Source organism: Kineococcus deserti (assembly GCF_050871945.1).
Taxonomy (GTDB): Bacteria; Actinomycetota; Actinomycetes; order Actinomycetales; family Kineococcaceae; genus Kineococcus.
The window spans coordinates 63,290-87,645 of sequence record NZ_JBJLSI010000016.1 but is presented as its reverse complement, the minus strand read 5'-3'; the positions used below and the strand labels follow the sequence as shown (position 1 = coordinate 87,645).

At 73.5% G+C, this 24,356-nt stretch carries 25 protein-coding genes; 15 read left to right on the top strand and 10 right to left on the bottom strand.

Annotation, left to right across the window (positions count from 1 at the left end):
• Nucleotides 1–55: 55 nt before the first annotated feature.
• The 3 genes from ACRYR2_RS13945 to ACRYR2_RS13935 form a co-directional block, all read right to left on the bottom strand.
• Nucleotides 56–991: an RBBP9/YdeN family alpha/beta hydrolase gene (locus tag ACRYR2_RS13945; protein WP_432563473.1), complete on the bottom strand. Its 936-nt coding sequence runs from the start codon at nucleotides 989–991 to the stop codon at nucleotides 56–58.
• The gene (locus ACRYR2_RS13940) at nucleotides 966–1,877 is read right to left on the bottom strand and encodes a PaaX family transcriptional regulator (protein WP_432563472.1); all 912 of its coding nucleotides are present in this window, start codon (nucleotides 1,875–1,877) and stop codon (nucleotides 966–968) included. Before ACRYR2_RS13940 ends, ACRYR2_RS13945 begins: the two co-directional genes overlap by 26 nt.
• A 105-nt stretch (nucleotides 1,878–1,982) precedes the next feature.
• Entirely contained in the window at nucleotides 1,983–2,375 is a 393-nt protein-coding gene (locus tag ACRYR2_RS13935; protein ID WP_432563471.1) for a RidA family protein, read from the bottom strand.
• 62 nt (nucleotides 2,376–2,437) lie between these two features.
• Between ACRYR2_RS13935 and ACRYR2_RS13930 the strand changes: the two genes are divergently transcribed.
• Together ACRYR2_RS13930 and ACRYR2_RS13925 are read left to right on the top strand one after the other, a co-directional pair.
• The gene (locus ACRYR2_RS13930; protein WP_432563491.1) at nucleotides 2,438–2,833 is read left to right on the top strand and encodes a fumarylacetoacetate hydrolase family protein; all 396 of its coding nucleotides are present in this window, start codon (nucleotides 2,438–2,440) and stop codon (nucleotides 2,831–2,833) included.
• Nucleotides 2,823–3,257 carry a cupin domain-containing protein gene (locus tag ACRYR2_RS13925; RefSeq protein ID WP_432563470.1) on the top strand — a complete coding sequence of 145 codons (435 nt, stop codon included), beginning with the start codon at nucleotides 2,823–2,825 and terminating at the stop codon, nucleotides 3,255–3,257. Before ACRYR2_RS13930 ends, ACRYR2_RS13925 begins: the two co-directional genes overlap by 11 nt.
• Here the strand turns inward: ACRYR2_RS13925 and ACRYR2_RS13920 are convergent.
• The gene (locus ACRYR2_RS13920) at nucleotides 3,254–4,081 is read right to left on the bottom strand and encodes a PaaX family transcriptional regulator (protein WP_432563469.1); all 828 of its coding nucleotides are present in this window, start codon (nucleotides 4,079–4,081) and stop codon (nucleotides 3,254–3,256) included. The two genes, ACRYR2_RS13925 and ACRYR2_RS13920, sit on opposite strands and share 4 nt — an antisense overlap.
• Nucleotides 4,082–4,186: 105 nt before the next feature.
• On the opposite strand from ACRYR2_RS13920, the gene ACRYR2_RS13915 reads away from it, so the two are divergent.
• Genes ACRYR2_RS13915 through ACRYR2_RS13885 form a run of 7 tightly spaced genes read left to right on the top strand, consistent with a single transcriptional unit; the run spans nucleotide 4,187 to nucleotide 12,349 of the window.
• Nucleotides 4,187–5,539 carry a phenylacetate--CoA ligase family protein gene (locus ACRYR2_RS13915; protein WP_432563468.1) on the top strand — a complete coding sequence of 451 codons (1,353 nt, stop codon included), beginning with the start codon at nucleotides 4,187–4,189 and terminating at the stop codon, nucleotides 5,537–5,539.
• Between the two features lie 7 nt (nucleotides 5,540–5,546).
• Nucleotides 5,547–5,747, top strand: a complete 201-nt coding sequence (locus ACRYR2_RS13910; RefSeq protein WP_432563467.1) for a hypothetical protein — start codon at nucleotides 5,547–5,549, stop codon at nucleotides 5,745–5,747.
• Nucleotides 5,741–8,026, top strand: coding sequence for a bifunctional salicylyl-CoA 5-hydroxylase/oxidoreductase (locus ACRYR2_RS13905; protein ID WP_432563466.1), 2,286 nt, complete (start codon nucleotides 5,741–5,743; stop codon nucleotides 8,024–8,026). Before ACRYR2_RS13910 ends, ACRYR2_RS13905 begins: the two co-directional genes overlap by 7 nt.
• 20 nt (nucleotides 8,027–8,046) lie before the next feature.
• Nucleotides 8,047–9,291, top strand: a complete 1,245-nt coding sequence (locus tag ACRYR2_RS13900; protein WP_432563465.1) for a kynureninase — start codon at nucleotides 8,047–8,049, stop codon at nucleotides 9,289–9,291.
• On the top strand, nucleotides 9,291–10,142 hold the full coding sequence (gene kynA, locus ACRYR2_RS13895) for a tryptophan 2,3-dioxygenase (RefSeq protein ID WP_432563464.1): 852 nt from the start codon (nucleotides 9,291–9,293) through the stop codon (nucleotides 10,140–10,142). The genes ACRYR2_RS13900 and kynA overlap by 1 nt, the downstream gene beginning before the upstream one ends.
• A complete protein-coding gene (locus tag ACRYR2_RS13890) occupies nucleotides 10,139–11,236 on the top strand; it encodes an alpha/beta hydrolase family protein (protein WP_432563463.1) in 1,098 nt (365 codons plus the stop codon). Before kynA ends, ACRYR2_RS13890 begins: the two co-directional genes overlap by 4 nt.
• 57 nt (nucleotides 11,237–11,293) lie before the next feature.
• Complete coding sequence (locus ACRYR2_RS13885; protein ID WP_432563462.1) at nucleotides 11,294–12,349, top strand: YihY/virulence factor BrkB family protein; 1,056 nt, start codon at nucleotides 11,294–11,296, stop codon at nucleotides 12,347–12,349.
• On the opposite strand, the gene ACRYR2_RS13880 is transcribed toward ACRYR2_RS13885, so the two are convergent.
• Nucleotides 12,251–13,246 (bottom strand): bile acid:sodium symporter family protein, encoded by a 996-nt coding sequence (locus ACRYR2_RS13880; RefSeq protein WP_432563461.1) that lies wholly within the window; start codon nucleotides 13,244–13,246, stop codon nucleotides 12,251–12,253. The two genes, ACRYR2_RS13885 and ACRYR2_RS13880, sit on opposite strands and share 99 nt — an antisense overlap.
• Nucleotides 13,247–13,304: 58 nt before the next feature.
• Between ACRYR2_RS13880 and ACRYR2_RS13875 the strand changes: the two genes are divergently transcribed.
• The 4 genes from ACRYR2_RS13875 (at nucleotide 13,305) to ACRYR2_RS13860 (ending at nucleotide 17,077) form a co-directional block, all read left to right on the top strand.
• On the top strand, nucleotides 13,305–14,144 hold the full coding sequence (locus ACRYR2_RS13875) for a sulfurtransferase (protein ID WP_432563490.1): 840 nt from the start codon (nucleotides 13,305–13,307) through the stop codon (nucleotides 14,142–14,144).
• Nucleotides 14,145–14,148: 4 nt separating this feature from the next.
• Nucleotides 14,149–15,078, top strand: a complete 930-nt coding sequence (locus ACRYR2_RS13870) for a phosphotransferase family protein (protein WP_432563460.1) — start codon at nucleotides 14,149–14,151, stop codon at nucleotides 15,076–15,078.
• 185 nt (nucleotides 15,079–15,263) lie between these two features.
• On the top strand, nucleotides 15,264–16,349 hold the full coding sequence (locus ACRYR2_RS13865; protein WP_432563459.1) for a Gfo/Idh/MocA family protein: 1,086 nt from the start codon (nucleotides 15,264–15,266) through the stop codon (nucleotides 16,347–16,349).
• On the top strand, nucleotides 16,346–17,077 hold the full coding sequence (locus tag ACRYR2_RS13860) for a ThuA domain-containing protein (RefSeq protein WP_432563458.1): 732 nt from the start codon (nucleotides 16,346–16,348) through the stop codon (nucleotides 17,075–17,077). The genes ACRYR2_RS13865 and ACRYR2_RS13860 overlap by 4 nt, the downstream gene beginning before the upstream one ends.
• Before the next feature lie 12 nt (nucleotides 17,078–17,089).
• On the opposite strand, the gene ACRYR2_RS13855 is transcribed toward ACRYR2_RS13860, so the two are convergent.
• From ACRYR2_RS13855 to ACRYR2_RS13845, 3 genes are all read right to left on the bottom strand, one after another.
• The gene (locus ACRYR2_RS13855; protein WP_432563457.1) at nucleotides 17,090–18,289 is read right to left on the bottom strand and encodes a 4-hydroxybenzoate 3-monooxygenase; all 1,200 of its coding nucleotides are present in this window, start codon (nucleotides 18,287–18,289) and stop codon (nucleotides 17,090–17,092) included.
• Between the two features lie 294 nt (nucleotides 18,290–18,583).
• A complete protein-coding gene (locus ACRYR2_RS13850) occupies nucleotides 18,584–19,651 on the bottom strand; it encodes a tRNA (adenine-N1)-methyltransferase (RefSeq protein ID WP_432563456.1) in 1,068 nt (355 codons plus the stop codon).
• 29 nt (nucleotides 19,652–19,680) lie between these two features.
• Entirely contained in the window at nucleotides 19,681–20,817 is a 1,137-nt protein-coding gene (locus ACRYR2_RS13845; RefSeq protein WP_432563455.1) for a site-2 protease family protein, read from the bottom strand.
• Between the two features lie 114 nt (nucleotides 20,818–20,931).
• On the opposite strand from ACRYR2_RS13845, the gene ACRYR2_RS13840 reads away from it, so the two are divergent.
• On the top strand, nucleotides 20,932–21,834 hold the full coding sequence (locus tag ACRYR2_RS13840) for a RecB family exonuclease (RefSeq protein WP_432563454.1): 903 nt from the start codon (nucleotides 20,932–20,934) through the stop codon (nucleotides 21,832–21,834).
• 7 nt (nucleotides 21,835–21,841) lie between these two features.
• On the opposite strand, the gene ACRYR2_RS13835 is transcribed toward ACRYR2_RS13840, so the two are convergent.
• Together ACRYR2_RS13835 and ACRYR2_RS13830 are read right to left on the bottom strand one after the other, a co-directional pair.
• The gene (locus ACRYR2_RS13835) at nucleotides 21,842–22,075 is read right to left on the bottom strand and encodes an alpha/beta fold hydrolase (protein ID WP_432563453.1); all 234 of its coding nucleotides are present in this window, start codon (nucleotides 22,073–22,075) and stop codon (nucleotides 21,842–21,844) included.
• Between the two features lie 539 nt (nucleotides 22,076–22,614).
• On the bottom strand, nucleotides 22,615–23,352 hold the full coding sequence (locus ACRYR2_RS13830) for an HAD family hydrolase (protein WP_432563452.1): 738 nt from the start codon (nucleotides 23,350–23,352) through the stop codon (nucleotides 22,615–22,617).
• 25 nt (nucleotides 23,353–23,377) lie between these two features.
• Here ACRYR2_RS13830 and ACRYR2_RS13825 point away from each other — a divergent pair, with 25 nt between their 5' ends.
• Nucleotides 23,378–24,271, top strand: coding sequence for a PAC2 family protein (locus tag ACRYR2_RS13825; protein WP_432563451.1), 894 nt, complete (start codon nucleotides 23,378–23,380; stop codon nucleotides 24,269–24,271).
• Nucleotides 24,272–24,356: the final 85 nt, after the last annotated feature.

Genomic DNA, 24,356 nt, shown 5'->3' with positions numbered 1-24,356 from the left:
TCCCGTTCACGAGGGGGTCGGTGTGTGGTCGTTCAGCGGTGCGAGGTCTCGCAGTTCAGCGCCGGGAGGCGGGTCCGGTGGTGACCAGCCCGCACCCCTCGCTGCGGCAGACGTCCCGGAGGGAGCCGCTGTCCAGCTCCTCGGGGACGACCACGACGGTGTACTCGTGCCCGTACCGGTGCACGAAGGCGGTGACGTCCTTGGGACGGGTGCGGGTCTCGCCGTACCGCGGACGGATGGTGGCCAGCCGCCGCAGCGGCCGGTGCCCGGTGACGGTCAGCAGGTCCGCCGCCCGGGAGAGCAGGTCGTCGGGGAGGTCGCCTGCGACGGCGATCCCCAGCCGGCGGCCCGAGGGTCGGTGAGCGGCCGTGAGCGCCTGCGCGGGCGAGGCGGTCGCGTCGGGCCAGCACCCCTCGGTCAGCCAGTGCAGCGCTGCGGGCCAGGGCCCGAACCCGGCGGCGGCGTTGAGGTGCCCGCCCCCGGGGACGACGATCGAGGGGAGTTCCAGCCGTTCGCCGTACAGCGCCCCCGCGTCGGGCCGGGTCCAGGGGTCGTCGGGGGCGAACACCAGCAGGGGCACCTCCCGGCTCAGCGCCCGCACGGCGGCGGGGTCGACCGCGGCGGGCAACGGGCGGGCGATGTCGCCGCCGTCGCCGCCGTCGCCGCCGTGGTCGCCGGGGGCCGGCGGGGCGACCAGGAGGACCCGGCCGGCCCGTGGTCCGGCAGGACCCTGCGCGGCGAACCGCAACCAGGCCAGGGCGCTGAGCCCGTGGGCGACGACGGTGCACCCCGGCGTCAGCCGGGAGGCCACGGTCTCGCGCCAGGCGGCGAGCGAGGGGTTCTCCGGGTGCGGCAGCGTCGGGTGGGAGACCGTCCAGCCGGCGTCGGTCGCGGCCTGGGCCAGCCAGCCCTGCCAGTGGCCCGGTTCGGCCCGGCGGTGCTGCCACCCGTCGAGCAGCAGCAGCTCACGCGGTGCGGGGTACCGCGACATGCGCGCACTCCTCGAAGTGGTCGGGCAGCGGCCCGGGACGGCCGGTCACGGCGCGGACGTGCTCGGCCGCGAGGGGGGCCACCTCGTCGCGGACGGTGAAGAACAGCGGAGTGGCCCTCAGCCCCGGCCAGTCGGCCGGCAGGAGTTCGGCCGGCAACCCGGGGTCGTTGTACGGGATGATCCGCCACCGGTCCAGGGCGCGCGTCCACAGTCCGAAGGCCGTGGCCGACGCCAGGGTCGCGGGCCGGGAGCGGATCTCCTCGGCGTGCCGGTCGAGGAACTCCCGGTGCAGCGTGCCGAGTTCGGTGAGGTCCCACCACCGGCGCACGGCCGCGGGCAGGTCGTCGACCCCCCGCACCTCGTCGGCGAGGAAGAGGGCGCAGTGCTCGCGCACGCCGAGTTCTTCGAGGATCTCCTCGACCTCGTCGACGAGGTACTCCGACACGATCCACAGTGCGGCCGAGACGGTGCCGCACCCGATGTAGCGCAGCCGGCGGCGCAGCTGGTGGCGGACGTCGCGCAGTTCCTCGGGGATCGAGAAGGAGATCAGGCACCAGCGGTCCCCCAGCCGCATCCAGCGCGGGTGGTGGATGCGCTGATGGGCCCGGACCAGCATGGGGTGGGCGTCCTCGGCGACGGCGTAGCCGGGGACCCCGTCGCGCGCCTCGGAGCGCAGCAGGCCCTTGGCCTTCACCCGCACCACAGCGGTGCGGGTGCGGGGCGCGGGGACCCCGGCGTCCTCCAGCAGCCGGATCAGCGCCGCCGTGCCGATCCAGCCGCCGAGCGGGCGCAGGTAGGTCGCGATCACCGTGCGCAGCAACGACGTCGTCGAGCCCGGCCGGGCGTCGATGTCGTCGATGGAGCTCGCCGCTCCGGTGCTGTTCACGAGCCAGACGCTACGACCTCATGACGGCCGTCACGTTTCCGCAGTGTTACGAGTCTGGAGCGAACGTGTTTCACCCCTTCGACGGTCGTCTCGCGAACGGAACGTTCAGTCCAGCACGGCGGTGGCCTGGATCTCGACGAGGGCCTCCGGCTGCCACAGCGCGGTCACGCCGACCCCGGTCATCGCCGGGTAGTCGCGGCCGACGAGTTCGACCCAGACGTCCCGGACCTCGCGGCCGTGCGCCTGGTAGTCGGGGATGTCCAGGAGGTACAGGTTGACCGACGCCAGGCCGGCCGGCTGCCCTCCGGCGGCACGCAGGGCCTCGAGGAGGTTGGTCAGCGCCTGCCGGAACTGGGGGACGATCCCGCCCTCGACGATGCGACCGTCCGCACCCAGCGCCGTCTGGCCGGACAGGTGGACCAGACCGGGAGACTTCACGGCGTGGGCGAAACCCGAGGGTTTCGCGAGCGTGCCGGGGTTGATGCGTTCGAGCGTCACGGGAGCCTCCGAGGGGATTGACTTCGATCTGTCAGTTGCGTGACCATCGTAACCATCGAGACATGCAATCCCAGGGAGTCGCCCGTGCTGCGCCAGCTCGACCTCGTTCCGGACGGCCCCGACCAGTTCCTCGCCGAACACCAGCGCATCCCCTCCGCTGGCAGAAGCGCACGGGACAGTGGCTGGCGGGCGGGGCCTTCGACGCCTCGTCCTCGCTGGATCCCTGGCTGGTGACCCCCGGCGAGTGGTCACCGGAAGGTCGGACGATCCGCTGCCTGCTCGACGGCGAGGTCGTCCAGGAGGGCCATCCCGCCGACCTCGTGTTCGACGCCGCCCCCCTGCTGGCCGACGTCTCGACCTTCACCGCGCTGCGGCCCGGATCCGAACTCGTCACCGAGATCACCGGCCTCGGCCGGATCACCACCCCACTCACCCAGGAGCGAGACCGTGACCGCTGAAGTGCAGACCGTCCGTCCCGTCGTCACCCGCGCGGGCTCGGAACACCAGGACACCGGCCAGTCCGGCGGGGCGGTGCGGGTCTCGGGCGTCAGCGTCCAGCACACGCCGGCGACGAGGATCTGGTTCGGGAAGGTGAGCAACGACCCGGGGTACCGGTCGCTGCCGCACCACCACGGGGAGGCCGAGACCGGCGGCTACGTCCTGACCGGATCGGCCCGGATCTACTTCGGCGAGGGCTACGCCGAGTTCGTCGACATGGGCGCGGGCGACTTCGTGTTCGTCCCGCCGTTCATGCCGCACGTCGAGGCCAACACGTCGACGACCGAGGAACTCGTCTGGCTGACCGCCCGGACGCCGGAGAACATCGTCGTCAACCTCGACGACGTTCCGGACGAGACCCTCGTCGGCTACCGGCGAGCCTAGGGCCACAACGAGGCGGCGTGGCGCTGGGCCGGCTCCTCGAGCAGATCGACCAACCGCACGAACAACTCCCCGGCCGCCCGGCCCGCCCAGTCCGGGCCGAGGAGCTCGTGCGGCAGTCCCGGGTCCTTGAACGGCAACTGCCGCCACTGGTTCAGCGCCAGGACGTACTCGGCGAAGGCCTCGCCGTCGGTCCCCGGTTCCTCGGCCCAGCGGTCGGCGACCGGTCGCCGGTCGACGACGAAGGCGTCGTACTCGCCGCCGAGCTCCGCCAGGTCCCAGCCGCGGGCGATGAGGCCCGCCAGCTCGGCCGGCCCGTCCCCGCCCGGGGCGACCCGGGCGCAGAACAGGTCGACGAACTGCAGCAGCTCGAGCCGGGACAGCAGGGAGCGCGCGGGGGTGAGCATGCGGGCCGGTGCGATCCAGACCCCGGGGCCGATGTTGCCGAAACCCAGACCGCTCAGGCGGGACCGCAGCAGGTGCCGCTTGGCCCGTTCGGACTCCGGGACGGAGAACGTCGCGAGGACCCACCCGTCGTCCAGCGAGACCTCCTGCCGGGCCCGCCAGACGACCTCGTCGCCCTCGGCGAGGGACTCCAGCGCGACCGGTGTCAAGCGGTACCCGCTGACCCGCTCGCGCTTCTCCGGTTCCAGCCAGCCCCGGCTCTTCAGCCGGGACACCAGGGTGCGCACGCTCGCGCCGTCCAGGCCGACCTCCCCCATGAGCGTCACCATGGCCGACACGGGGGCCCAGCCGTCGTGGCGGCGGACGAAGGCACCGAGGAACTCGACCAGCAGCGTGCGCGGATGCGTGGGGTTCCTGCTCACGCAGCGCAATCTACGCCACAAGTAACGCAGGCTTAACGTGACGGCACTGTGACGGGCGTCAGTTCGACGTTAGGTTGTTCTCCACCTACTACCGGAGGTCAGTACGTGAGCGACTCGCCCTTCTGGAACCCCAAGACCGAGACCCTGCCACGCGAACAGCTGAGGGCCCTGCAGCTGGCCAAGTTGCGACGGCAGGCGGCCTGGGCGGCCGAACGCAGCCCGTTCCACCAGCGCGCGTTCAAGGCCGCGGGTTTCTCCCCCGACCAGCTGACGTCCTGGGACGACGTCGACCGCATCCCGTTCCTCACCCGCGAGGACTGGATGGCCTCGCAGGACGCGTTCGGCCCTTACGGGGAGATCCCCGTCACCGGCGCGGCCGGGTCCATCCGGATGCACACCACGTCGGGCACCTCCGGCCGGACCCCGCTGCGAGCACTGGATTCGCGCAAGGACTGGGCCTGGTCGGCGGAGATGTGGTGCTACGCCCTGTGGGGCGCCGGCGTCCGTCCGCACGACGTCGGCTACGTCGCCTTCGGCTACGGCTCGTTCATCGGGTTCTGGGGCCTGCACAACGGCCTGGAGAAGATCGGCGCGCTGACCATCCCCGGCGGGGCGCAGACCACCACCACGCGGGTCCGGCAGATCGTCGACTTCGACGTCACGGTGGTGGCCTCCACCCCGACCTACGCGTTGCGGATGGCCCAGGAGGCCGAGGCCCTGGGCATCGACCTGCCGGCCTCGAAGGTGCACACCGTCATCCTGTCGGGCGAACCCGCCGGGTCGATCCCCGAGACCAAGGCGCTCATCGAGAAGGCGTGGGGCGCCAAGGCCTACGACACCGCGGGGATGACCGAGGTGTCCACGATCTTCATGTTCGAACCCGCCGACCAGCCCGGCGGCTGCCACGTCATCGAGGACCACTTCATCGAGCAGGTCGTCGACCCCGAGACCGGCCGCGAGGTGGCCTACGGCGAACAGGGCGAACGGGTCTGCACCAGCTTCGGCCGCGGCACCGTCCCGCTGCTGCGCTACCGCACCGCCGACCTCGTCGTGAAGGTCCCGCACACGGCGTCGAACTCCGGCCGCACCTGGGACCTGTACGCCGGTGGCATCCTCGGCCGGGTCGACGACATGAAGCTCGTGCGCGGCACCAACGTGTACCCGCGCGCGGTGGAGGGCATCGTGCGCACCTACCCCCACGTCGAGGAGTTCCAGCTGCGCATCACCCGCGAGGGGATCCGGGACGAGATCCGGCTGCGCATCGAACCCGCACCGACGCTGTCCGACGACGAGTGGGCGTCGATGGCCCGCCGCATCGGCAGCGACCTCGCCGACGCCCACGAAGGGCTGCGCTTCATCGTCGAGCGAGCGGCGACGGACGAACTCCCGCGCTTCGAGCTCAAGGCCAAACGCCTCGTGGACGAGCGTCCCGCCGTTCCCGTTCCCGCCACCGTCTGAGGAACCGATGACCACCGACCTGCTGGGCAGCCCGCTGACCGCCGACGAGACCGACCTCGTCGGCGTGTACGCCACCCTCAAGGACCTCGCGGGGCGTGACCTGCCCCCGTGCGCCGCGTCCAACGTCAAGGTCGCCCTCGCCGCCGTCGCCGTGGCGGTCACCGACCTGGGCCTCGACTTCGAGCACCTCACGGACCTCGGATGCTGAGGGTCGCCTGCCGGGGCGGTGGACCGGCGGGGCTGTTCTCGGCGATCCTGCTCAAACTGGCCGACCCGGCGCACGAGGTGACGGTGTACGAGCGCAACGCCGTCGACGACACCTTCGGCTTCGGCGTCGTCTTCAGCGAGGAGACCCTGGGGAACCTGCGGGCGGCCGACCCGGTGTCGATCGCCCGCATCGAGGCCGAGTTCCGGCACTGGTCGGCCATCGACGTCGACTTCCTGGGTTCGGTCGAACGGTCCGACGGGCACGCGTTCGCCGCCCTGGCCCGCAAGCGGCTGCTGCAGATCCTCACCGAGCGAGCCCTCGAGCTGGGGGTCGACGTCAGGCACTCCACGCCCTCCCCCGACCTGGCCGAACTGCGCGCCTCCCACGACCTGGTGATCGCCGGCGACGGCGTGAACTCGGCCACCCGCAACTCCGCCCCCGGGGTGTTCGGCGCCAGCGTCGACGTCCGCACGTCCAAGTACGTCTGGTTCGGCACGACCCGGCCCTTCAACTGCTTCACCTTCTTCTTCGTCGACACCCCGCACGGCATGTTCTGGGCGCACGTCTACCCCTTCGACGACACCACCTCGACGTTCATCGTCGAGACCGACGAGGAGACGTGGGAGCGCGCCGGCCTGGCCGAGTTCGCCGCCCGCCCGCGCACACCCGGGGTGAACGACGAGGCGAGCCTGGCCTTCTGCGAGAAGATCTTCTCCGACGTCCTGGACGGGCACCCGCTGCTGGGCAACAACTCCGGGTGGCTGAACTTCGGCGTCGTGCGCAACGAGCGGTGGTCGGACGGGAACGTCGTCCTGCTCGGTGACGCCGCGCACACGGCGCACTTCTCGATCGGCTCGGGCACCAAGCTGGCCCTGGAGGACGCCATCGCCCTCGTGGCGGCCGTGACCGCGCACGACACGGTCGAGCACGCCCTCGCGGCCTACGAGGCCGACCGGCGGCCCGTCGTGGCCTCGCTGCAGCGGTCGGCCCAGACGAGCCTGGAGTGGTTCGAAGGCGCCGCCCGCTACCGCGACCTCGACCCGGCGCAGTTCACGGCCGCGCTGCTGACCCGCAGCCAGCGCATCACCTACGACAACCTGCGGCTGCGCGACGCGCGGTACACCGGCCGGCTCGACGAGTGGTTCGCCGCCCGGACGCGCGCCAGCGGCGCCGACGTCGCCGACGGCACCCCCCCGATGTTCCACCCGTACCGGATCAAGGGCCTGACCCTGCCCAACCGGATCGTCGTCTCCCCCATGGCCCAGTACTCCGCCGTCGACGGGATGCCCACCGACTGGCACCTGGTCCACTACGGCTCGCGCGCCGTCGGCGGCGCCGGGCTGGTGGTCACCGAGATGACGTGCGTGTCGCCGCAGGGGCGCATCACCCCCGGCTGCCCGGGCCTGTGGAGCGAGGAGCAGCAGGACGCCTGGGCCCGCGTCGTCGACTTCGTCCACGAGAACACGCAGGCGAAGATCGCCGCCCAGATCGGGCACTCGGGCCGCAAGGGGTCGACCAAGGTCATGTGGGAGGGCATGGACGAGCCGCTGCCCGAGGGCGGCTGGGAGGTCCTGGGCCCCTCGCCGGTCCCCTACCGCGCCGGGTCCCCCGTGCCGCGGGAGATGACGGCCGGGCAGATCGCGCAGGTGACCGCCGAGCACGTCGAGGCCGCCCGCCGTGCCGATGCCGCCGGCTTCGACTGGCTGGAGCTGCACTTCGCGCACGGGTACCTGGTCTCCAGCTTCCTGTCGCCGCTGTCCAACCACCGCGCCGACGCCTACGGCGGCGACCTCGCCGGCCGGGCCCGGTTCGCGCTGGAGGTGCTCGACGCCGTCCGCGCCGTGTGGCCGCAGGACAAGCCGCTGTCGGTGCGCATCAGCGCCACCGACTGGGCGCCGGGCGCGTTCAGCGGGGACGACGCCGTCGTGCTGTCCCGCTGGCTGCACGAGCACGGCGCCGACGTCGTGGACGTGTCCACCGGGCAGACCAGCACCGAGGCGGCTCCCGCCTACGGCCGGCTCTACCAGACACCCTTCAGCGACCGGATCCGCCAGGAGGCGGGCGTCCCGACCATGACCGTGGGGGCGATCTCCTCGGTCGAGGACGCCAACACCGTCGTGGTCACCGGTCGCGCGGACCTGGCCCTGCTGGCCCGCCCGCACCTCGTCGACCCGTACTGGACCCTCAACGCGGCACTCGACCTCGGTCATCGGGGACACTCGTGGCCGAAGCAGTACCGCTCCGGTCGCAGCGCCCGCCGCCGCGACCAGCGACCCTGACCGAGCACGAGGAGAGACCTGTGAGCACGCAGCACGCCGACCGCGCGGCCGATCTGGACGCGGCCGACCCGCTGGCGTCCTTCCGCGACGAGTTCCTTCTCGAGGCCGCCCCGGGCGTCAGCGCCTACCTCGACGGCAACTCCCTGGGCCGGCCGCTGAAGGCGACCGCGACCGAGGTCGACCGGTTCGTCCGGAGGGAGTGGGGCGGGCGGCTCATCCAGGGCTGGACCGAGGACGAGCACGGCGGGTGGATGGACTGGCCGACGCTGCTGGGCGACCAGATCGGCCGTGTCGTCCTGGGCGCGGCGGCCGGGCAGACGGTGGTGGCCGACTCCACCACGGTCCTGTTCTACAAGCTGGTGCGCGCCGCGGTGGACGCCGGTCTGGCCCAGGGACGTGACGAGGTCGTCTGCGACACCGACAACTTCCCCACCGACCGGTTCGTGCTGGAGGGCATCGCCGCCGAGCGCGGGGTGAGGCTGCGCTGGATCGAGACCGACCCCGCCGCGGGGATCACGGCCGAGCAGGTGCGCGCGGCCGTCGGTCCGCGCACGGCGCTGGCCACCTTCAGCCACGTCGCCTACCGCTCGGGCCACCTGGCCGACGCGGCCGGCATCACCCGCGTCGTGCAGGACGCCGGCGCTCTGGTGCTGTGGGACCTGTGCCACTCGGCGGGCTCGGTCGAGCTGGCCTTGGACTCCTGGGGTGTCGACCTCGCCGTGGGCTGCTCCTACAAGTACCTCAACGGCGGCCCCGGAGCCCCGGCGTTCGGGTACCTGGCCACCCGGCACCAGGGCGTCCTGCGCCAGCCCGTGCAGGGCTGGATGGGACACGCCGACCCCTTCGCGATGGGTCAGGGGTACCGGCCCGACCCGGGAGTGCGGCAGCTGATCTCCGGCACCCCGCCGATCGTGGGCATGGTGCCGGTGCGGGTGGGGGTCGAGCAGCTGGAACGGGCCGGGATCGCGGCGGTCCGCCAGAAGTCGGTGCTGCTGACGCAGTTCGCGCTCGACCTGGCCGACGAACTCCTCGCCCCCCACGGCGTCCAGGTCGCCACCCCCCGCGAGGCCGCCGCCCGTGGTGGGCACATCACGTTGCGCCGCAGCGACTTCCGCGAGGTGACGCAGAAGCTGTGGGCCGACGGGGTCGTCCCCGACTTCCGCACCCCGGACGGCATCCGCCTCGGGCTGGCGCCGCTGTCGACCAGCTTCGGCGAGGTCCTGGACGGGATCGTCGCCCTGCAGCAGATCGTGAAGGACGCCTGATGGGGAACGAGAACACGCGCGAGGTCGAGAAGGGCGTCGTCACCGACTTCACGAGAGAGATGTCCTACGGCTCCTACCTGCACCTGGACGAACTCCTGTCGGCCCAGCACCCGCTCAGCGTGCCCGAGCACCACGACGAACTGCTGTTCATCGTCCAGCACCAGACCTCCGAGCTGTGGCTGAAGCTGGTCCTGCACGAACTGCGCTCGGCGGTGCGCGCGATCGCGGCCGACGACCTGAAGACGGCGCTGAAGAACATCGCCCGGGTCAAGCACATCCAGCGCACCCTGACCGAGCAGTGGTCGGTCCTGGCCACGCTCACCCCGACCGAGTACGCCCAGTTCCGCGGGTTCCTGGCCAACTCCTCGGGCTTCCAGAGCCACCAGTACCGGGCCGTCGAGTTCGCCCTGGGCAACAAGAACGCGAAGATGCTGGACGTCTTCGCGCACGACGCGCCGCGGCACGCGGAACTGGCCGAGCTGCTGGCGGCGCCCAGCCTGTACGACGAGTTCCTGCGCTTCCTGGCCCGCCGCGGGCACGACGTCCCGGCCGCGCTGCTGACGCGCGACGTCACCACGGCGCACGTCCACACCCCCGACCTGGTCCCGGTGTTCCGGCGGATCTACGAGAACGCCGACCGGTACTGGACCGAGTACGAGGCGTGCGAGGAACTGGTCGACCTGGAGGAGAACTTCCAGCTGTGGCGGTTCCGGCACCTGAAGACCGTCGAACGCACCATCGGCTTCAAACGCGGCACCGGCGGCTCCTCCGGGGTGGACTTCCTGGCCCGGGCCCTGGACCTCACGTTCTTCCCCGAGCTGTACGCCGTCCGGACGGAGATCGGGTCGTGAAGGTCACCGCGGTCGCGGCGCCGGGTGTGCTGGCCGGGTCGCGAACCGGCCGGGAGGTGTTCGAGGCCGCGCTGGCGGTCCGGGGGCTGGCCGGCGACCTCGTCCTGACGTCGGGCCCGCAGGAGTTCGCCGCCGCGGTCCGCGCGGCCGCGGCCGACGGGGAGTTCCTGCTGCTGCCCGGCGACGACACCCCCGCCGACGAGCTGCTGGCCAGGGTGCAGGCCCCTGCCGGCACCACCGTCGTGCGCGTCGACCTCGACGCCCGCGAGCCCGACCCCTCCCGCAGCGTCCGCCGGCACATCCGCTGGCGCGGCATGGAGGGACTGCGCTTCGCCGTCGACGACTGGCACTTCCACCGCACCGCACCCGGGACCCGGTACGCCTACGGCGACCATCCCGACCAGTACGCCTTCCTGCACCTGCCCACCGGGGAGGGCCCCTTCCCGGTCGCGGTGCTGGTGCACGGCGGGTACTGGCGCTCGCGCTGGGAGAACGACCTGTCGCACGCCACGGCCGTCGACCTGACCGCCCGCGGGTTCGCCGTCTGGAACGTGGAGTACCGCCGCCCCGACCGGCACGACTGGACCGCGACGACGGCCGACGTCGAGGCGGCCTTCGAGGCGCTGGGGCGAGTGGACGCGCCGCTGGACCTGGACCGCGTGGTGACCCTGGGCCACTCCGCGGGCGGGCAGCTCGTCGTCCGGCTGGCGGCGGACCGCGTGTCCGCCTCGCTGCGCCCGGCGCTGACGGTCTCGCTGGCCGGGTGCCTGGACCTGCACTCCGTCCACGCCCGGGGCCTGTCCGAGCACGCCGTCGCCGCCGCTCTGGGCGGGACGCCGGAGGAGCTGCCGGAGGTCTACGCGGCCTCCTCCCCGCTGTCCCGGCTGCCGATCGGCCTGCCGGTGGCCGTCGTGTGCTGCCGCGGTGACGACCCCGACCTGCTCGACGCCTCGCGCCGGTTCGCCGACGCGGCCCGGGCGGCCGGCGACGACGTGGCGGTGCTGGAGGACGAGGGGCACCACTTCTCGGTCATCGACCCGGCCTCGGGCGTGTGGCCGCGCATCGTGGCACTGCTGGACGGCGTGCGCAGGTGATCAGCTGCCCGTAACCTTCTCCCGGCAAGGACGGGCGGACGCTGGGGGAACAGGTCGATGTCGTGGGTCTCGCGGCTCGACGGGTTCCAACGCCGGCACCCCCTGGTCAGCTACCCCCTCGCGGTCGTCTACAAGTTCTTCGAGGACCAGGGCGCCTACCTGGCCGCCCTGATCACCTACTACGGGTTCCTGGGCCTGGTCCCGGCCTTCCTCCTGCTCTCGACCGTCCTGGGCTACGTCCTGTCCGGCGATCCCGGCGCGCAGGAGGCGATCCTCGACTCGGCCTTCACCCAGATCCCGGTGATCGGCCAGGAGCTGGGTGACCCGGGAGCGCTGGGGGGTGGCGGCGTGGGGCTGGCCATCGGCACCGCCGGCGCCCTCTACGGTGCGCTCGGGGTGGGGCTGGCGGTCCAGAACGCCGTCAACATCGCCTGGGGCATCCCCCGCAACGACCGGCCGAACCCCTTCAAGTCGCGGTTGCGCAGCCTGCTGCTCATGGTCACGGCCGGGTTGTTCGTCGTCGGCACGACGGTGCTCAACATCGTCCTGGGCGACGTGATCGGCACCGGTGGCGCCGCCCTGACGTGGGCGAGCCGGGTCGGCTACACCGTGCTGGCGGCGATCGGGTTCACCTTCGCCTTCTGGCTGGCCGCCGCCCACCGGCCGCCGTTCGGGACCGTCCTGCCGGGCGCGGTCACGATGGCGGTGCTCTGGCAGTTCCTGCAGCAGTTCGGGGGCCGGCTCGTCGGGCTCGTCGGTGAACGCAGCAGCCTGTCCAACCAGGTGTTCACCGCCATCCTGGGTCTGATCGTCTTCCTGTTCATCACCTCCTGCTGCGTCGTCCTGTGCGTCGAGGCCGACGTCGTGCGCAGCCGCAAGCTGTACCCGCGAGCGCTGCTGACCCCCTTCACCGACTCCGTCGTCCTCACCGAGGGCGACGAGCGCGCCTACACCCGGATCGCGCAGGCGCAGCGGCACAAGGGGTTCGAGCGGGTCAACGTCGAGTTCGACGCCTCACCCCTGGAGCGCCGCAACTCCGGGAGCCCGGCCGAGGCGGGCGGCGAGGAAGGAGCAGACGGTGATCTGGAGCGGGTGGTAGAGGATGACCGGTAGCGCCACCAGGCCCACGACGTGCGGGTCGAACAGCACCATGGCCATCGGCAGGCCCGTGGCCAGCGACTTGTTGGACCCGCAGAACAGGACCGTCACCCGGTCGGCGCGGTTGGCCCGCCACCACCGCGGAACCCACCAGGCGGCCGCGAGCGAGGCGGTCAGCAGGACTGCGGCGCAGGCCAGCACGACGGCGACCTCGCCGGCGCCGACCTCCTGCCACACGCCCTGACGCACGCCGCGGCTGAAGGCCGCGTAGACGACCGCGACGATGACCCCGCGGTCGAACAGCGTGAGCTGCTTCCTGTGGGCCCGCACCCACGGGCCGATCCACCGGCCGCAGAGCAGCCCGAGCAGGAACGGCACGAGCAGCTGCAGGACGATCCGGCCCACGGCGCCGGCGTCGGGACCGGCCCCGGAGGACCCCAGCAGCAGCGCGGCCAGCACCGGGGTCAGCCCGATGCCGGCGAGGTTGGAGACGGTGGCGCTGACCACGGCGCCGGGGACGTTGCCGTGCGCCATCGCGGTGAACACCACGCAGGACTGCACCGTGGAGGGCAGCGCGGCCAGGAACAGCAGACCCGCCACCAGCCCGTCGTCCAGGAGGTGGCCGACGACGAGGGCGAGCAGGACGCCCAGCACGGGGAACAGCAGGTACGTCGTCGCCGCGACGGCGCCCTGCAGGCGCCAGTTCCGCAGCCCCGCCACGGCCTCCGCCGGGGCCATCCGGGCGCCGTAGACGAAGAAGAGGACACCGACCCCGATCGTGGTGGCCCAGGAGAACCCGGTGGCGAGCGCACCGCCGGCCGGCAGCAGGGCCGCGACGAGCACGGCCGTCAGGATGGCCACGACGAAGGGTTCGACGCGACGCAGGACGGGCACGTCGGACCAGCGCTTCACGGCGCGACCGTACACTCGCGCTCGGCACCGAGAACCCGGAGGGACAAGCGTGGCACCCGTGGCACCGCTCATCGACGCAGCCGGACTCCAGCGGGAGCTGCTCGGCGACCGCCCACCCGTCCTGCTCGACGTGCGCTGGTCCCTGGGCGGCCCGGACGGCGCGCAGGAGTACGCCGGGGGTCACCTCCCGGGCGCCGTGTACGTCGACCTCGAGACCCAGCTGGCGCGTCCCCGCGCCACCGGTGAGGGCCGGCACCCGTTGCCGGACCCGGCCGCCCTGCAGGAGGTCCTGCGCGGGGCCGGGGTGTCCACCGACTCCCGGGTCGTCGTCCACGACGCCGCGAACTCCACGAGCGCGGCCCGCGCGTGGTGGGTCCTGCGCTGGGCGGGCCTGAGCGACGTCCGCGTCCTCGACGGTGGGCTGGCGTCCTGGGTCCGCGAGGGCGGGGTCCTCACGACGGACGTGCCGGTGCCCGCACCCGGCGACGTCGTGGTGCGGCCGGGGTCGCTGCCCGTCCTCGACGCCGCGCGCGCCGCCGACCTCGCCCGCTCCGGGGTGCTGCTGGACGCGCGGGCCCCGGAGCGGTACCGCGGTGAGTCCGAGCCGGTCGACCCCGTCGCCGGTCACGTCCCCGGGGCCGTGAACTCCCCCACGACGCAGAACGTCACCGCCGACGGGACGTTCCTGCCGCCGGGGCAGCTGCGCGAGCGGTTCGCGGCCCTGGGCCTCGCGCCGGGCGTGCAGGTGGGTGCCTACTGCGGCAGCGGGGTCACGGCCGCCCACACGCTGCTGGCCCTGGAGGTCGCCGGGCTCTCCGGTGTGCTGTACCCGGGGTCGTGGTCGGAGTGGGTGACCGATCCCGACCGGCCCGTCGCCACCGGGGCGGACGCCGGCTGAACCGGTGCTCTCCGTCGAGCGGGTGGCCGGGGGCGTCTCCACCGTCGTCCACCGGGTCCGCCGCCACGGGGAGACGTTCTACCTGCGCTTCGGGGAGGAACCGGGCGACGACCTGCGCACCGACGCCGCACTGCACGACCGGCTGCTGGCGGCCGGGGTCCCGGTGCCGCAGTTCCTGCACGTGCGCTGGGACGCCGGTGTGCAGCGCTCCGTCGGGCTGACGACGGAGGTGCCCGGCGAGCCGTTGTCCCGGCTCCAGGACGCGCCGTCGGTGCTCGCGGCCGCCGGGCACTTCCTGCGCATCGTCAACTCCTTCCCCGTCGACGGTTTCGGGTTCGTCCGCCGGGACGGCCCGGGCTGGCCGTTGCGCGGCGAGTTCGCCACGCACGCCGAGTTCGTCCGCTCGTGGCTGCCGGACCCGTGGCCGGGACGGTTGTCGGCGCTGTTCCCGCCGTCCGAGCTGGCGGTGCTGGCCCGGCTGGTCGAGGAGCAGGCGGCTCTGGACGTCCCGGCCCGGCTGGTCCACGGCGACTTCGACACCACGCCGGTCTTCTGCGTGGGCCCGCGGTTCACGGGGTTCATCGACTTCGGGGAGGTGCGCGGTGCCGAACCCTGGTTCGACCTGGCGCACTTCCTGCTGCACGAGGGTGAACGGATCCCCGCGCCCCTGCTGCCGCACCTGCTGCGCGGGTACGGCCAGGCCCCCGAGCCCACCGTCCTGGTCCGCAGCGCGGTGCTGCTGGGGTTGCGGCAGCTGTGCCGCTGGTACGGGCCGCTGCGGAACTGGCCCGCGGAGCACCCGGCGGTCGTCGACCGGGTCCGGCGCCTGCGGGAACTGCTCCCGTCGGAGCCGTCCGGACCGGGACACCGCGGCCCCTCCGGACGCGGAACCGGTGTCGGAACGTCCCCGTCGCGACGCCCCGGGTCCGGATAGGCCGCCGACCCGTGGCCGGGTGCTCACCCGCGGCGCGGGCCGCGGGTGAGCACGGGCTCGGCCCCCGGCGGCCGCGGGCGTCCCGGGAAGCGTCCGGGGAAGCGTCCGGGGAAGCGTCCGGGAACGATCCCACACGCCGCGGAGCCACTGCCCGCTGCGCCTGCCCAGCGTGTAGCGTTTCGACCGTGGTCGCCGGTGACATCACCCAGGACAGGAACGACATGCCCAAGACGAGGATCATCCACGTCGGACTCGGCGGCTGGGGAGGTGACTGGGAGCGCAACGCCATCCCACCCGTCGGCGAGGTGGACCGGGTCGCCATCGTCGACGCGCACGAGCCCACGCTGCGGGCGGCGCAGCAGAAGCTCGGCCTGCCCGACGACATGTGCTTCACCTCCCTGGACGAGGCGGCGAAGAACGTCGAGGCCGACGGCGCCGTGGTCACCGCGCCCATGACGTTCCACGTTCCCGTCGCGCTCGAGGCGTTCGACGCCGGACTGCACGTCCTGGTCGAGAAGCCGTTCGCGGGAACCGTCGCCGAGGCCCGCACCGCCGTCGAGCGCGCCGAGGAACTCGGCCTGGTCCTGCAGGTCAGTCAGAACTACCGCTTCTACCCCGGTCCGCAGAAGGTCCGCGAACTCCTCGCCGAGGGCGCGATCGGCGACCTGTCGGTCGTCCACGTCGACTTCCGCCGCTGGGACCACGACGCGCCGGTGGAGACCTACCGGCACTACCAGTTCCCGCACCCCCTCATCTACGACATGGCGATCCACCACTTCGACCTGCTGCGGATGACGACCGGCCGCGAGGCGGTCAGCGTCTACGCCAAGGTGACCGACCCGTCGTGGAGCAGGTACACCGAGGAGGCCTCCGCCGTCCTGGTCATCGAACTGGAGGGCGGGCTGGTCTGCAGCTACCGCGGCAGCTGGGTCTCCCGCGCCCCGCAGACGTTGTGGGACGGGGAGTGGAGCTTCGACGGCGAGCACGGTCACCTCTCGCTGACCGGGCGCGGTGACGACGGCCCCGCCGACGACGACGTCCGGATCAGCCTGCGGGGAGGACCGGCGAAACCCGTCCAGCTGCCGGAGATGGACCTGTGGGGCCGGTCGGCGGGACTGCGCCAGTTCGCCCGCGCCGTCCAGGGCGGCGCCGCCCCGGACGTGACGGGCCGGTCGAACCTGGGCAGCGTGGCGCTCATGGAGGCGGCGGCGCGGTCCGCGGCGTCGGGCAGGGTCGAGCAGGTCGAGCAGATCGGGGGGACGGTCGCATGAGGGTTCTCGTCTGGAACGAGGGTGTCCACGAGGCCAACCAGCACCCGGCGAACATCGGGGAGTACTACCCCGAGGGCATGCACGGGGCCATCGCGGCCGGGCTGCGCAAGTTCCTGCCCGACGACGCCGAGGTGAGCACCGCGACGCTGGCCGATCCCGAGCACGGGCTGAGCGCGGAGGTCCTGGAGAACACCGACGTCGTGCTCTGGTGGGGGCACGCCGCGCACGACCAGGTCGACGACGCCGTGGTCGAACGGGTCAAGGAGCACGTGCTGGGTGGGATGGGGCTGCTGGTCCTGCACTCGGCGCACTTCTCGAAGATCTTCCGCTCGCTGCTCGGCACGACGTGCTCGCTGGCCTGGCGCAACGAGGGCGAGCAGGAACTGGTCTGGACGGTGAAGCCCTCCCACCCGATCGCCGAGGGGATCCCGCACCCCATCGTCATCCCGAAGCAGGAGATGTACGGGGAACTGTTCGACATCCCCGACCCCGACGACCTGATCTTCATCAGCTCGTTCGCCGGTGGTGAGGTCTTCCGGTCCGGGGTGACGTTCACCCGCGGCCGCGGCCGGATCTTCTACTTCTCCCCCGGTGACCAGGAGTACCCGGTCTACCAGCAGACCGAGATCCAGCAGGTCCTGGCCAACGGGGTCCGCTGGGCCGCTCCCGAGCCGGGCGAGCGGGTCCTGCCGCAGGTCTCCAACCCACCGCGGCAGTGGCTGCTCTGACCCGGTAGCGCCTCAGCGCCGGGCGGCGCCCACGTAGTGCTCGGAGAAGTCCCGCGCGGCCGTCGTGGAGTCCAGCACGCGCTGCAGCGCCGCCCGCCGCAACCGGTCCGCCAGGGCCGCGGCGTGCGGGTCCGCGCCGCCGGGGGTGTGGAACAGGTTGGTGGTGAGGTCCGAGAACGCCTGGGCCTGCCACACCCCGGGCAGCCGGCGCTGGGAGTACGTCGCCAGCAGCTCCGGCTGCCCGTCGCGCAGGTCGGCGACCAGCGCCTCGGCCAGCGCCTCGGCGTCCTCCACGGCCATGTTCAGCCCCTTGGCCGCGCTGGGTGGGACGATGTGGGCGGCGTCCCCGGCCAGGAACAGCCGGCCGTACTGCATGGGTTCGACGACCACGCTGCGCAGGTCCACCAGGACCCGCTCCAGGACCGGCCCCGGGGTGAGCGCGGTCCCGCCGCCCAGCCGCTGCTGCAGTTCGCTCCACAACTGCTCGTCCGGGACGTCCTGCGGCCGGGTGCCGCGCGGAACCTGCAGGTAGACGCGGCTGACCGAGCGCGAGCGCATGCTGAGCAGCGCGAAACCCCGCTCGGAGATCGTGTAGACGAGCTCCTCCGACACCGGTGGGGTGTGCGCCAGGGCGCCGAACCAGGCGTAGGGGTGCTCGCGCACGAACTCCCGGAAGACTCCCGCGGGCGCCGCCCGGCGCGAGACACCGTGGTAGCCGTCGCAGCCGGCCACCGCGCGGCAGCGGAAGGCCACCGGGCCCTCCGGGGTCGTCGCCGTGACCAGCGGGGTCGGCGACGTCAGCCCGGACAGCTGCACGTCGGTGGCCTCGAACCGGACCTCCGCCTCGTCGGCGTCGGCGGCCGCCAGCAGGTCCCGCACGACCAGCTGCTGGCCGTACATGAACACCGGCGTCCCGGTCAGCTCCCCGAACGCCAGCCGGTGCGAGACCCCGTCCACCCGGAACTCCAGGCCGTCGTGCACGAGGGCCTCGGCGTCCAGCCGGCCCGCCAGCCCCGCCTTGCGCAGCGCCTCGACCGTCCCCAGTTCCAGCAGCCCGGCGCGCACCCGCGCCTCGACGTGCTCGCGGCTGGACCGTTCGAGCACCACGGCCCGCAGCCCCTGCCGCCGCAGCAGGTGCGCCGTCAGCAGGCCGGCCGGCCCGGCGCCCACCACCACGACGTCGACGTCCTGCGGGACTGCGCGGTCGGCCATGACGGGGACTCCTTCGGCGCCGGGGGTCGCGGGAACCGGCCGGGCTCGATCAGGCGAGGCCACCGACCGTGGTGCCGTGTTCATACCGCGCCGAGCACCGCCCCGTCCGGCGGTTCGCGCAGTCGTGCACGAAGACGGCGCAGTCCGGCGCCCCGACGCGGCCCGCACCGGTCGCCGTCGCTCCCGGACGGCACGTCCCTGACAGCCGCACCGGCTCCCGCGACGGGGCCGCCCGTGCACCCCTCCGCGGTGATCGGCGGGGACCCCCTGCCCGATCACCGCGCAGGGAGCGGATCAGTCGTGGGTGCCGGCGTCGGTGTCGGTGCCGGCGTCGGTGCCGGCCGAGGCCTCGGCACCCCGGGCGGCCTCCCGGGCCGCCTTGCGCACCTTGCGGTCCGAGACCGGCCGGTCGCCGTACTCGGTGCCGTCCTCCACGACGACCCCCGCGCCCTCGCCGCCCTCGCCGGCATCGGTCGGGTAGGCCCCCGGCGCCGGCCGGCGCTTGCGCAGCGGCGGCGTCACGCCGTCGGCGAGCCGGCGGGAGGTGATGAGGAACCCGGTGTGGCCGATCATCCGGTGCTGCGGGCGCACCGCCAGCCCCTCCAGGTGCCAGCCGCGCACCATCGACTCCCACGCCTCCGGCTCGGTCCAGCGGCCGGAGTCACGCATCGCCTCGGCCACCCGCGACAGCTGCGTGGCCGTCGCGACGTAGCAGATCAGCACCCCACCCGGCGCCAGCGCGTCGGCCACGGCGTCCAGGCACTCCCACGGCGCCAGCATGTCCAGCACCGCCCGGTCGGCCTGCAGACCCACCGAGGGCAACGTCTCGACCAGGTCCCCGACCCGCAGCGTCCACGCCGGGTGGGTGCCGCCGAAGAACGTCTCCACGTTCCCGCGGGCGACGTCGGCGAAGTCCTGCCGCCGCTCGAAGGAGTGCACCTGCCCCTGGTCGCCGACCGCGCGCAGCAGCGACATCGTCAGCGCCCCCGACCCGACCCCGGCCTCGATGACCGTGGCGCCGGGGAAGACGTCGGCCATCTGCACGATCTGCCCGGCGTCCTTGGGGTAGACCACCGCCGCGCCGCGCGGCATCGACAGCACGAAGTCGGCCAGCAGCGGCCGCATCACCAGGTACTGGATCTGCGCCGTGTTCGTGATCGTCGTCCCGTCCGGCCGCCCGATCAGGTCGTCGTGCAGGACCTTGCCGCGGTGGGTGTGGAACTCCTTGCCCGGGGTCAGGGTGATCGTGTGCATCCGGCCCCGCGGGTCGGTCAGCTGCACCCGCTCCCCTTCGCGCAGCGGGCCCCGACGCGTGTGCGCACCCGTGGGGTGGGCAGGGCTCGGGTGGGCGGGGTTGGTCACAACAGTTCCTTCCGTTCCTTCTGCAAGAGTCAGCGAGCCGTGACGGCCGCGATCACGTCACCGGTGTGCAGCAGTCCGCGCACCCGCCCGGTGCGGTCGACGACGACGTGCTCCCCCGGCCGCACCTGCACGGCCTGGAGCAACTGTTCCCCCGACAGGTCCTCCGGCAGCCACGACCGCGGCGGCAGCGCCCGCGCCGTGGCCCCGGCCCCCAGCGACGTCCGCCGTTCCTGCGGCACCTGCCGCAACGCCGTCGTGTCCACCACGGCCACCGGGTGCCCGTCGTCGGTCACCAGCACGACCTCCAGGTCCCTGGTCGACCCGGCCGTGGCCCCGGCGTCGATGGCGGCCCGCGCCGAGCGGACGACCTCCTCGACCGTGGCCCGCGCGTTGACCCCGATCGCCGGCCGCTGCAGCTCCCGCGCCGACAGCGCCGGCACCCGCCGCTGCTGGGAGGCGAACCGCAACGCCTCCGACGCCCCCTGCCACAGCAGGGCCCCCACCAGAGCCGCCCACACCACGTCGGTCAGCGACGTCTGCCAGCCCAGCAGCCGGGGACCGAGCAACCCGGCCGCGAACACCACCACCGCCAGCACCCGGCCCACCCAGCCGGCCACGACCGTTCCGGCCAGCCGGTCCCCGCGGACCTTCCAGACCACCGCCTCCAGCGCGTGACCACCGTCCAGCGGCAACCCCGGCAGCAGGTTGAACACCGCCAGCAGCGCGTTCGACAGCATCAGCGCCCCCAGCAGCAGCCCCAGGACGCCACCGCCGCCCGGCTGGTCGCGCACCACCCCGCCCAGCTGCCACGCCGCCAGGGCGATGACGGCGTTGACGACGGGGCCGACCACGGCGATCAGCAGGCTGCGGCCCGGACCGGTGCGGCCCTCGTGCGAGGTGAACCCACCCCAGACGTTCAGGACGATGCCGGTCACCCGCATCCCCGACCACTTCGCCGCCAGGGCGTGCGCCACCTCGTGCAGCAGCACCGAGACCAGCAGCATCACCGCGTACCCGAAGGCCACCACGTACGACGCGGCACCGGGCACCCGCAGCTGCACGACGGGAGCGAAGATCCACACGATCAGCGCCGCGAACAGGAACCACGACGGCGACAACCACAACGGCACCCCGAACGGGCGCCCGAGCGAGATCCCGCCCCTCACGACACCCCGTCCCGGCAGAACGACAGGTCCAGCAGCACCAGCATCCGCCGATCCTAGGTGCCCCGGCTGTCCGTTCCGCCCGGGGACCACCCACCTGCCACCTACAGTGGAGGGGTGACCACCGGTGTGCACGAGCTCCCCCCGGGCCGGCTGCCCCTGGTCGCAACGCCGCGACGGGCTCTGTCCCCTTCCCGCGCAGCCGACTTCATGCAGTGCCCGCTGCTCTACCGCTTCCGCACCATCGACCGCCTCCCCGAGGCCCCCACCGAGTCCGCCGTCCGGGGCACCGTCGTGCACGCCGTCCTCGAACGCCTCTTCGACCTGCCCCCCGAACAGCGCACCCCCGAGCGGGCCTGCGCCATGGTCGAGGGCCAGTGGGCCGAACTGCTCGAGCGCGAACCCCGTGTCCGTGCCCTCTTCGAGCGCCCCGGGCAGGAGGACCCCGACGTCGAGGGGGCGCTCGCGGACTGGCTGGACAGCGCCCGCCGGCTGCTGCGGCGCTACTTCGAGCTCGAGGACCCCACCCGGCTGGAACCGGCCGCCCGTGAGCTGCGCGTCGAGGTCGACCTCGCCGACGGGGTGCCCCTGCGCGGGATCGTCGACCGGCTCGACGTGGCGCCGGGCGGGGCGATGCGCGTCGTCGACTACAAGACCGGCCGCGCCCCCTCGGCGGCGTTCGAGGCCAAGGCGCTGTTCCAGATGCGGTTCTACGCGCTGGTGCTGTGGCGGCTGCGGGGGCAGGTCCCGCAACTGCTGCAGCTGGTCTACCTCGGCTCCGGCGAGGTCCTGCGCCACACCCCCGACGAGGCCGACCTGCTCGCCACCGAACGCAAGGTGCGGGCCCTGTGGGAGGCCATCGAACGCAACCGGCAGAGCGGTGACTGGCGCCCCAGGCCGGGCCGGACGTGCACCTGGTGCGACCACAAGCAGCGCTGCCCCAGCTTCGGCGGCACCCCGCCGCCCCTGCCCGCGGACGCGCCCCCGGCGCCGGTGGAGGTCCCCGGCCTGGACGGCTGAGAGCGCCTCAGCGGACGGAGGCGGGCTGGACCTGCCGGGCGAAGGCCGCGAACCGCTCCACCGCGGCCGGCACGTCCCAGCTGTGCCAGGCCCCGGCCAGCACCTCCGACCTCGCCCCCGGCACCTCCCGCACGATGCGCGCGGCGGCCTCGGGCATCCCCGGGAACGTCTGCTCCCCGACCAGGGCCAGCGTCGGCACCTCCCGGCCCACCAGCTCCCCAGCGGCTTGCCCGCCGCCCACACCAGCGACTCCCCGTCGGCGCGGTACGCCGGGGCCTGCGCCACGAACCGCCCGTGGAACGGCAGCTCGCGCATCCCGTCGAGGAACTGCGCGGGCATGTCCCGCACGTACTGCGCCACCGCGCCCTCGAGGTCGCCGGCGTCCAGGCACCGCACGACGTCGTCGACCCACGACACCACCCGCGGCAGGTCCGCCACCGCCTCCAGCGGCGCCTCCCACAGGACCAGCCCGGCGACGGGCACGCCGCGGGCCGCGGCCGCCAGCGCGATCGAGCAGCCCGAGGAGTGCCCCACGAGCACCGCCGGCCCACCGGCCGCCTCGACCACGGCCGCGACGGCCGCCAGTTCCCGTTCCAGGGTGATCTCGCCGCTCGCGGGGCTGTCGCCGCGGCCGACGCGGTCGTGCACCGTCGTGGTGAAACCCCGCTCGGCCAGCGCCTGCGCCGTGGCGGTCGTCTCCTCGTCGATCGCGCGCGGCGCGGGTCGCCCAGCGGCCGCCGGGCCGCGTGGATGCGGTCGTGGTCGCCCGCCGCCGGCGGGTCAGCCCCGCGCCGGCTCACCCTCCGCCAGCAGGTCCAGCGGCTGCCCGCCGGCGATCCGCCCCAGGGCCGCGACGTCCACCTCGGCCAGCGAGGCCACCCGGCTGCGTCCGGGCGCCGCCGGGATCGGCACCATGTGCGGGCACGCCAGCACCCGGCACCCCGCCGCCTCCCCCGAGGCCACCCCGGTCGGGGAGTCCTCCAGCACCACGCAGTCCGCCGGGTCGACGCCCAGCAGGCTCGCCGCGCGCAGGTACGGGTCGGGCGCGGGCTTGCCGCGTTCCACCTCGTCCCCGGCCACCACGACGGTGAAGGCGCCCGGCACCATCCGCGCCACCGTGTCCGCCAGGTTCCGGTACGACATCGTCACCAGGGCGCACGGCACACCCGCCGCCCCCAGCGACGTCAGCAGGTCCAGCGCCCCCGGCCGCCACACCACCGCCGCGGTGACCTGCGCGATGACGGCCTCGACGAGTTCGGCCACCACCGCCTCCGGCTCCAGCCGCACCCCCGTGCGGGCGGCGAGGTGGTCGGCCAGGATCCGCCCCGACTCCGGCAGCGCACTGCCCACCAGCTGCAGCGCCTGCTCGTGGCTCCACGAGGCGCCGTACCGCCCCAGCAGAGCCGTCTCGGCGGCGATCCAGTGCGGTTCGGTGTCGACCAGCGTGCCGTCCATGTCCCACAGCACCGCTGCGGGCAGCCGGACGGAGGAGTCGTGTGTCGTCTCGTGGGGCTCCATCAACAGCGGAGTCTAGGGTTGGCACGTGCCTGAGCAGCCTGCAGACCCCCAGACTCCACGACCTGGTCCGTCGTCCGAGCAGCTCGGCCTGCGCAAACCCGTCGTCATCGCCGCCTTCGAGGGCTGGAACGACGCCGGCGAGGCAGCCAGCCAGGCGGTCGCCCACCTCCACGACGTCTGGGGCGCCACCGAGCTCACCGAGTTCGACCCCGAGCTCTACCACGACTTCCAGGTCAACCGCCCGACCGTCTCCTTCGACGACGACGGCGTCCGCCGGCTCACCTGGCCCACCACCCGCATCTCCTACGTCCGGCTGCCCGAAGCCACCCGCGACGTCCTGCTGGTGCGCGGCATCGAACCGTCGATGCGCTGGCGCACCTACGCCCAGGAGGTCGTCGGCGTCGCCCGCGCCCACGGCGCCTCCCTCGTGCTGACCCTCGGCGCCCTGCTGGCCGACGTCCCGCACACCCGGCCGCTGCCGGTCACCTCCAGCAGCGAGGACCCCGACCTGGTCGAGAAGCTCGACATCGAGCCCTCCCGCTACGAGGGCCCCACCGGCATCGTCGGCGTGGTCCAGGACGCGGTCACCCAGGCCGACATCCCCTCCGTCTCGCTGTGGGCGGCCATCCCGCACTACGTCGGCCAGCCCCCCTCGCCCAAGGGGACCCTCGCCCTGCTGCGGCGCATCGAGGAGATGCTCGACCTGTCCATCCCCCTGGAGGACCTGCCCGAGGACGCCCGCGCCTGGGAACGCGGCGTCGACGAACTCGCCGGCGAGGACTCCGAGATCGCCGAGTACGTCCAGCAGCTGGAGGAGGCCAAGGACACCGCCGACCTGCCCGAAGCCTCCGGCGAGGCCATCGCCCGCGAGTTCGAGCGCTACCTGCGCCGCCGCGACGACGGACCGCGCAGGGGCTGACGGCGGCGCGTCCCGGCCCGGCCGGTGCTCGCGGTCCTCGCCCACCGGTCGGGGCCCGATCCGCCGATCGGTGGAAGCCCTTGAT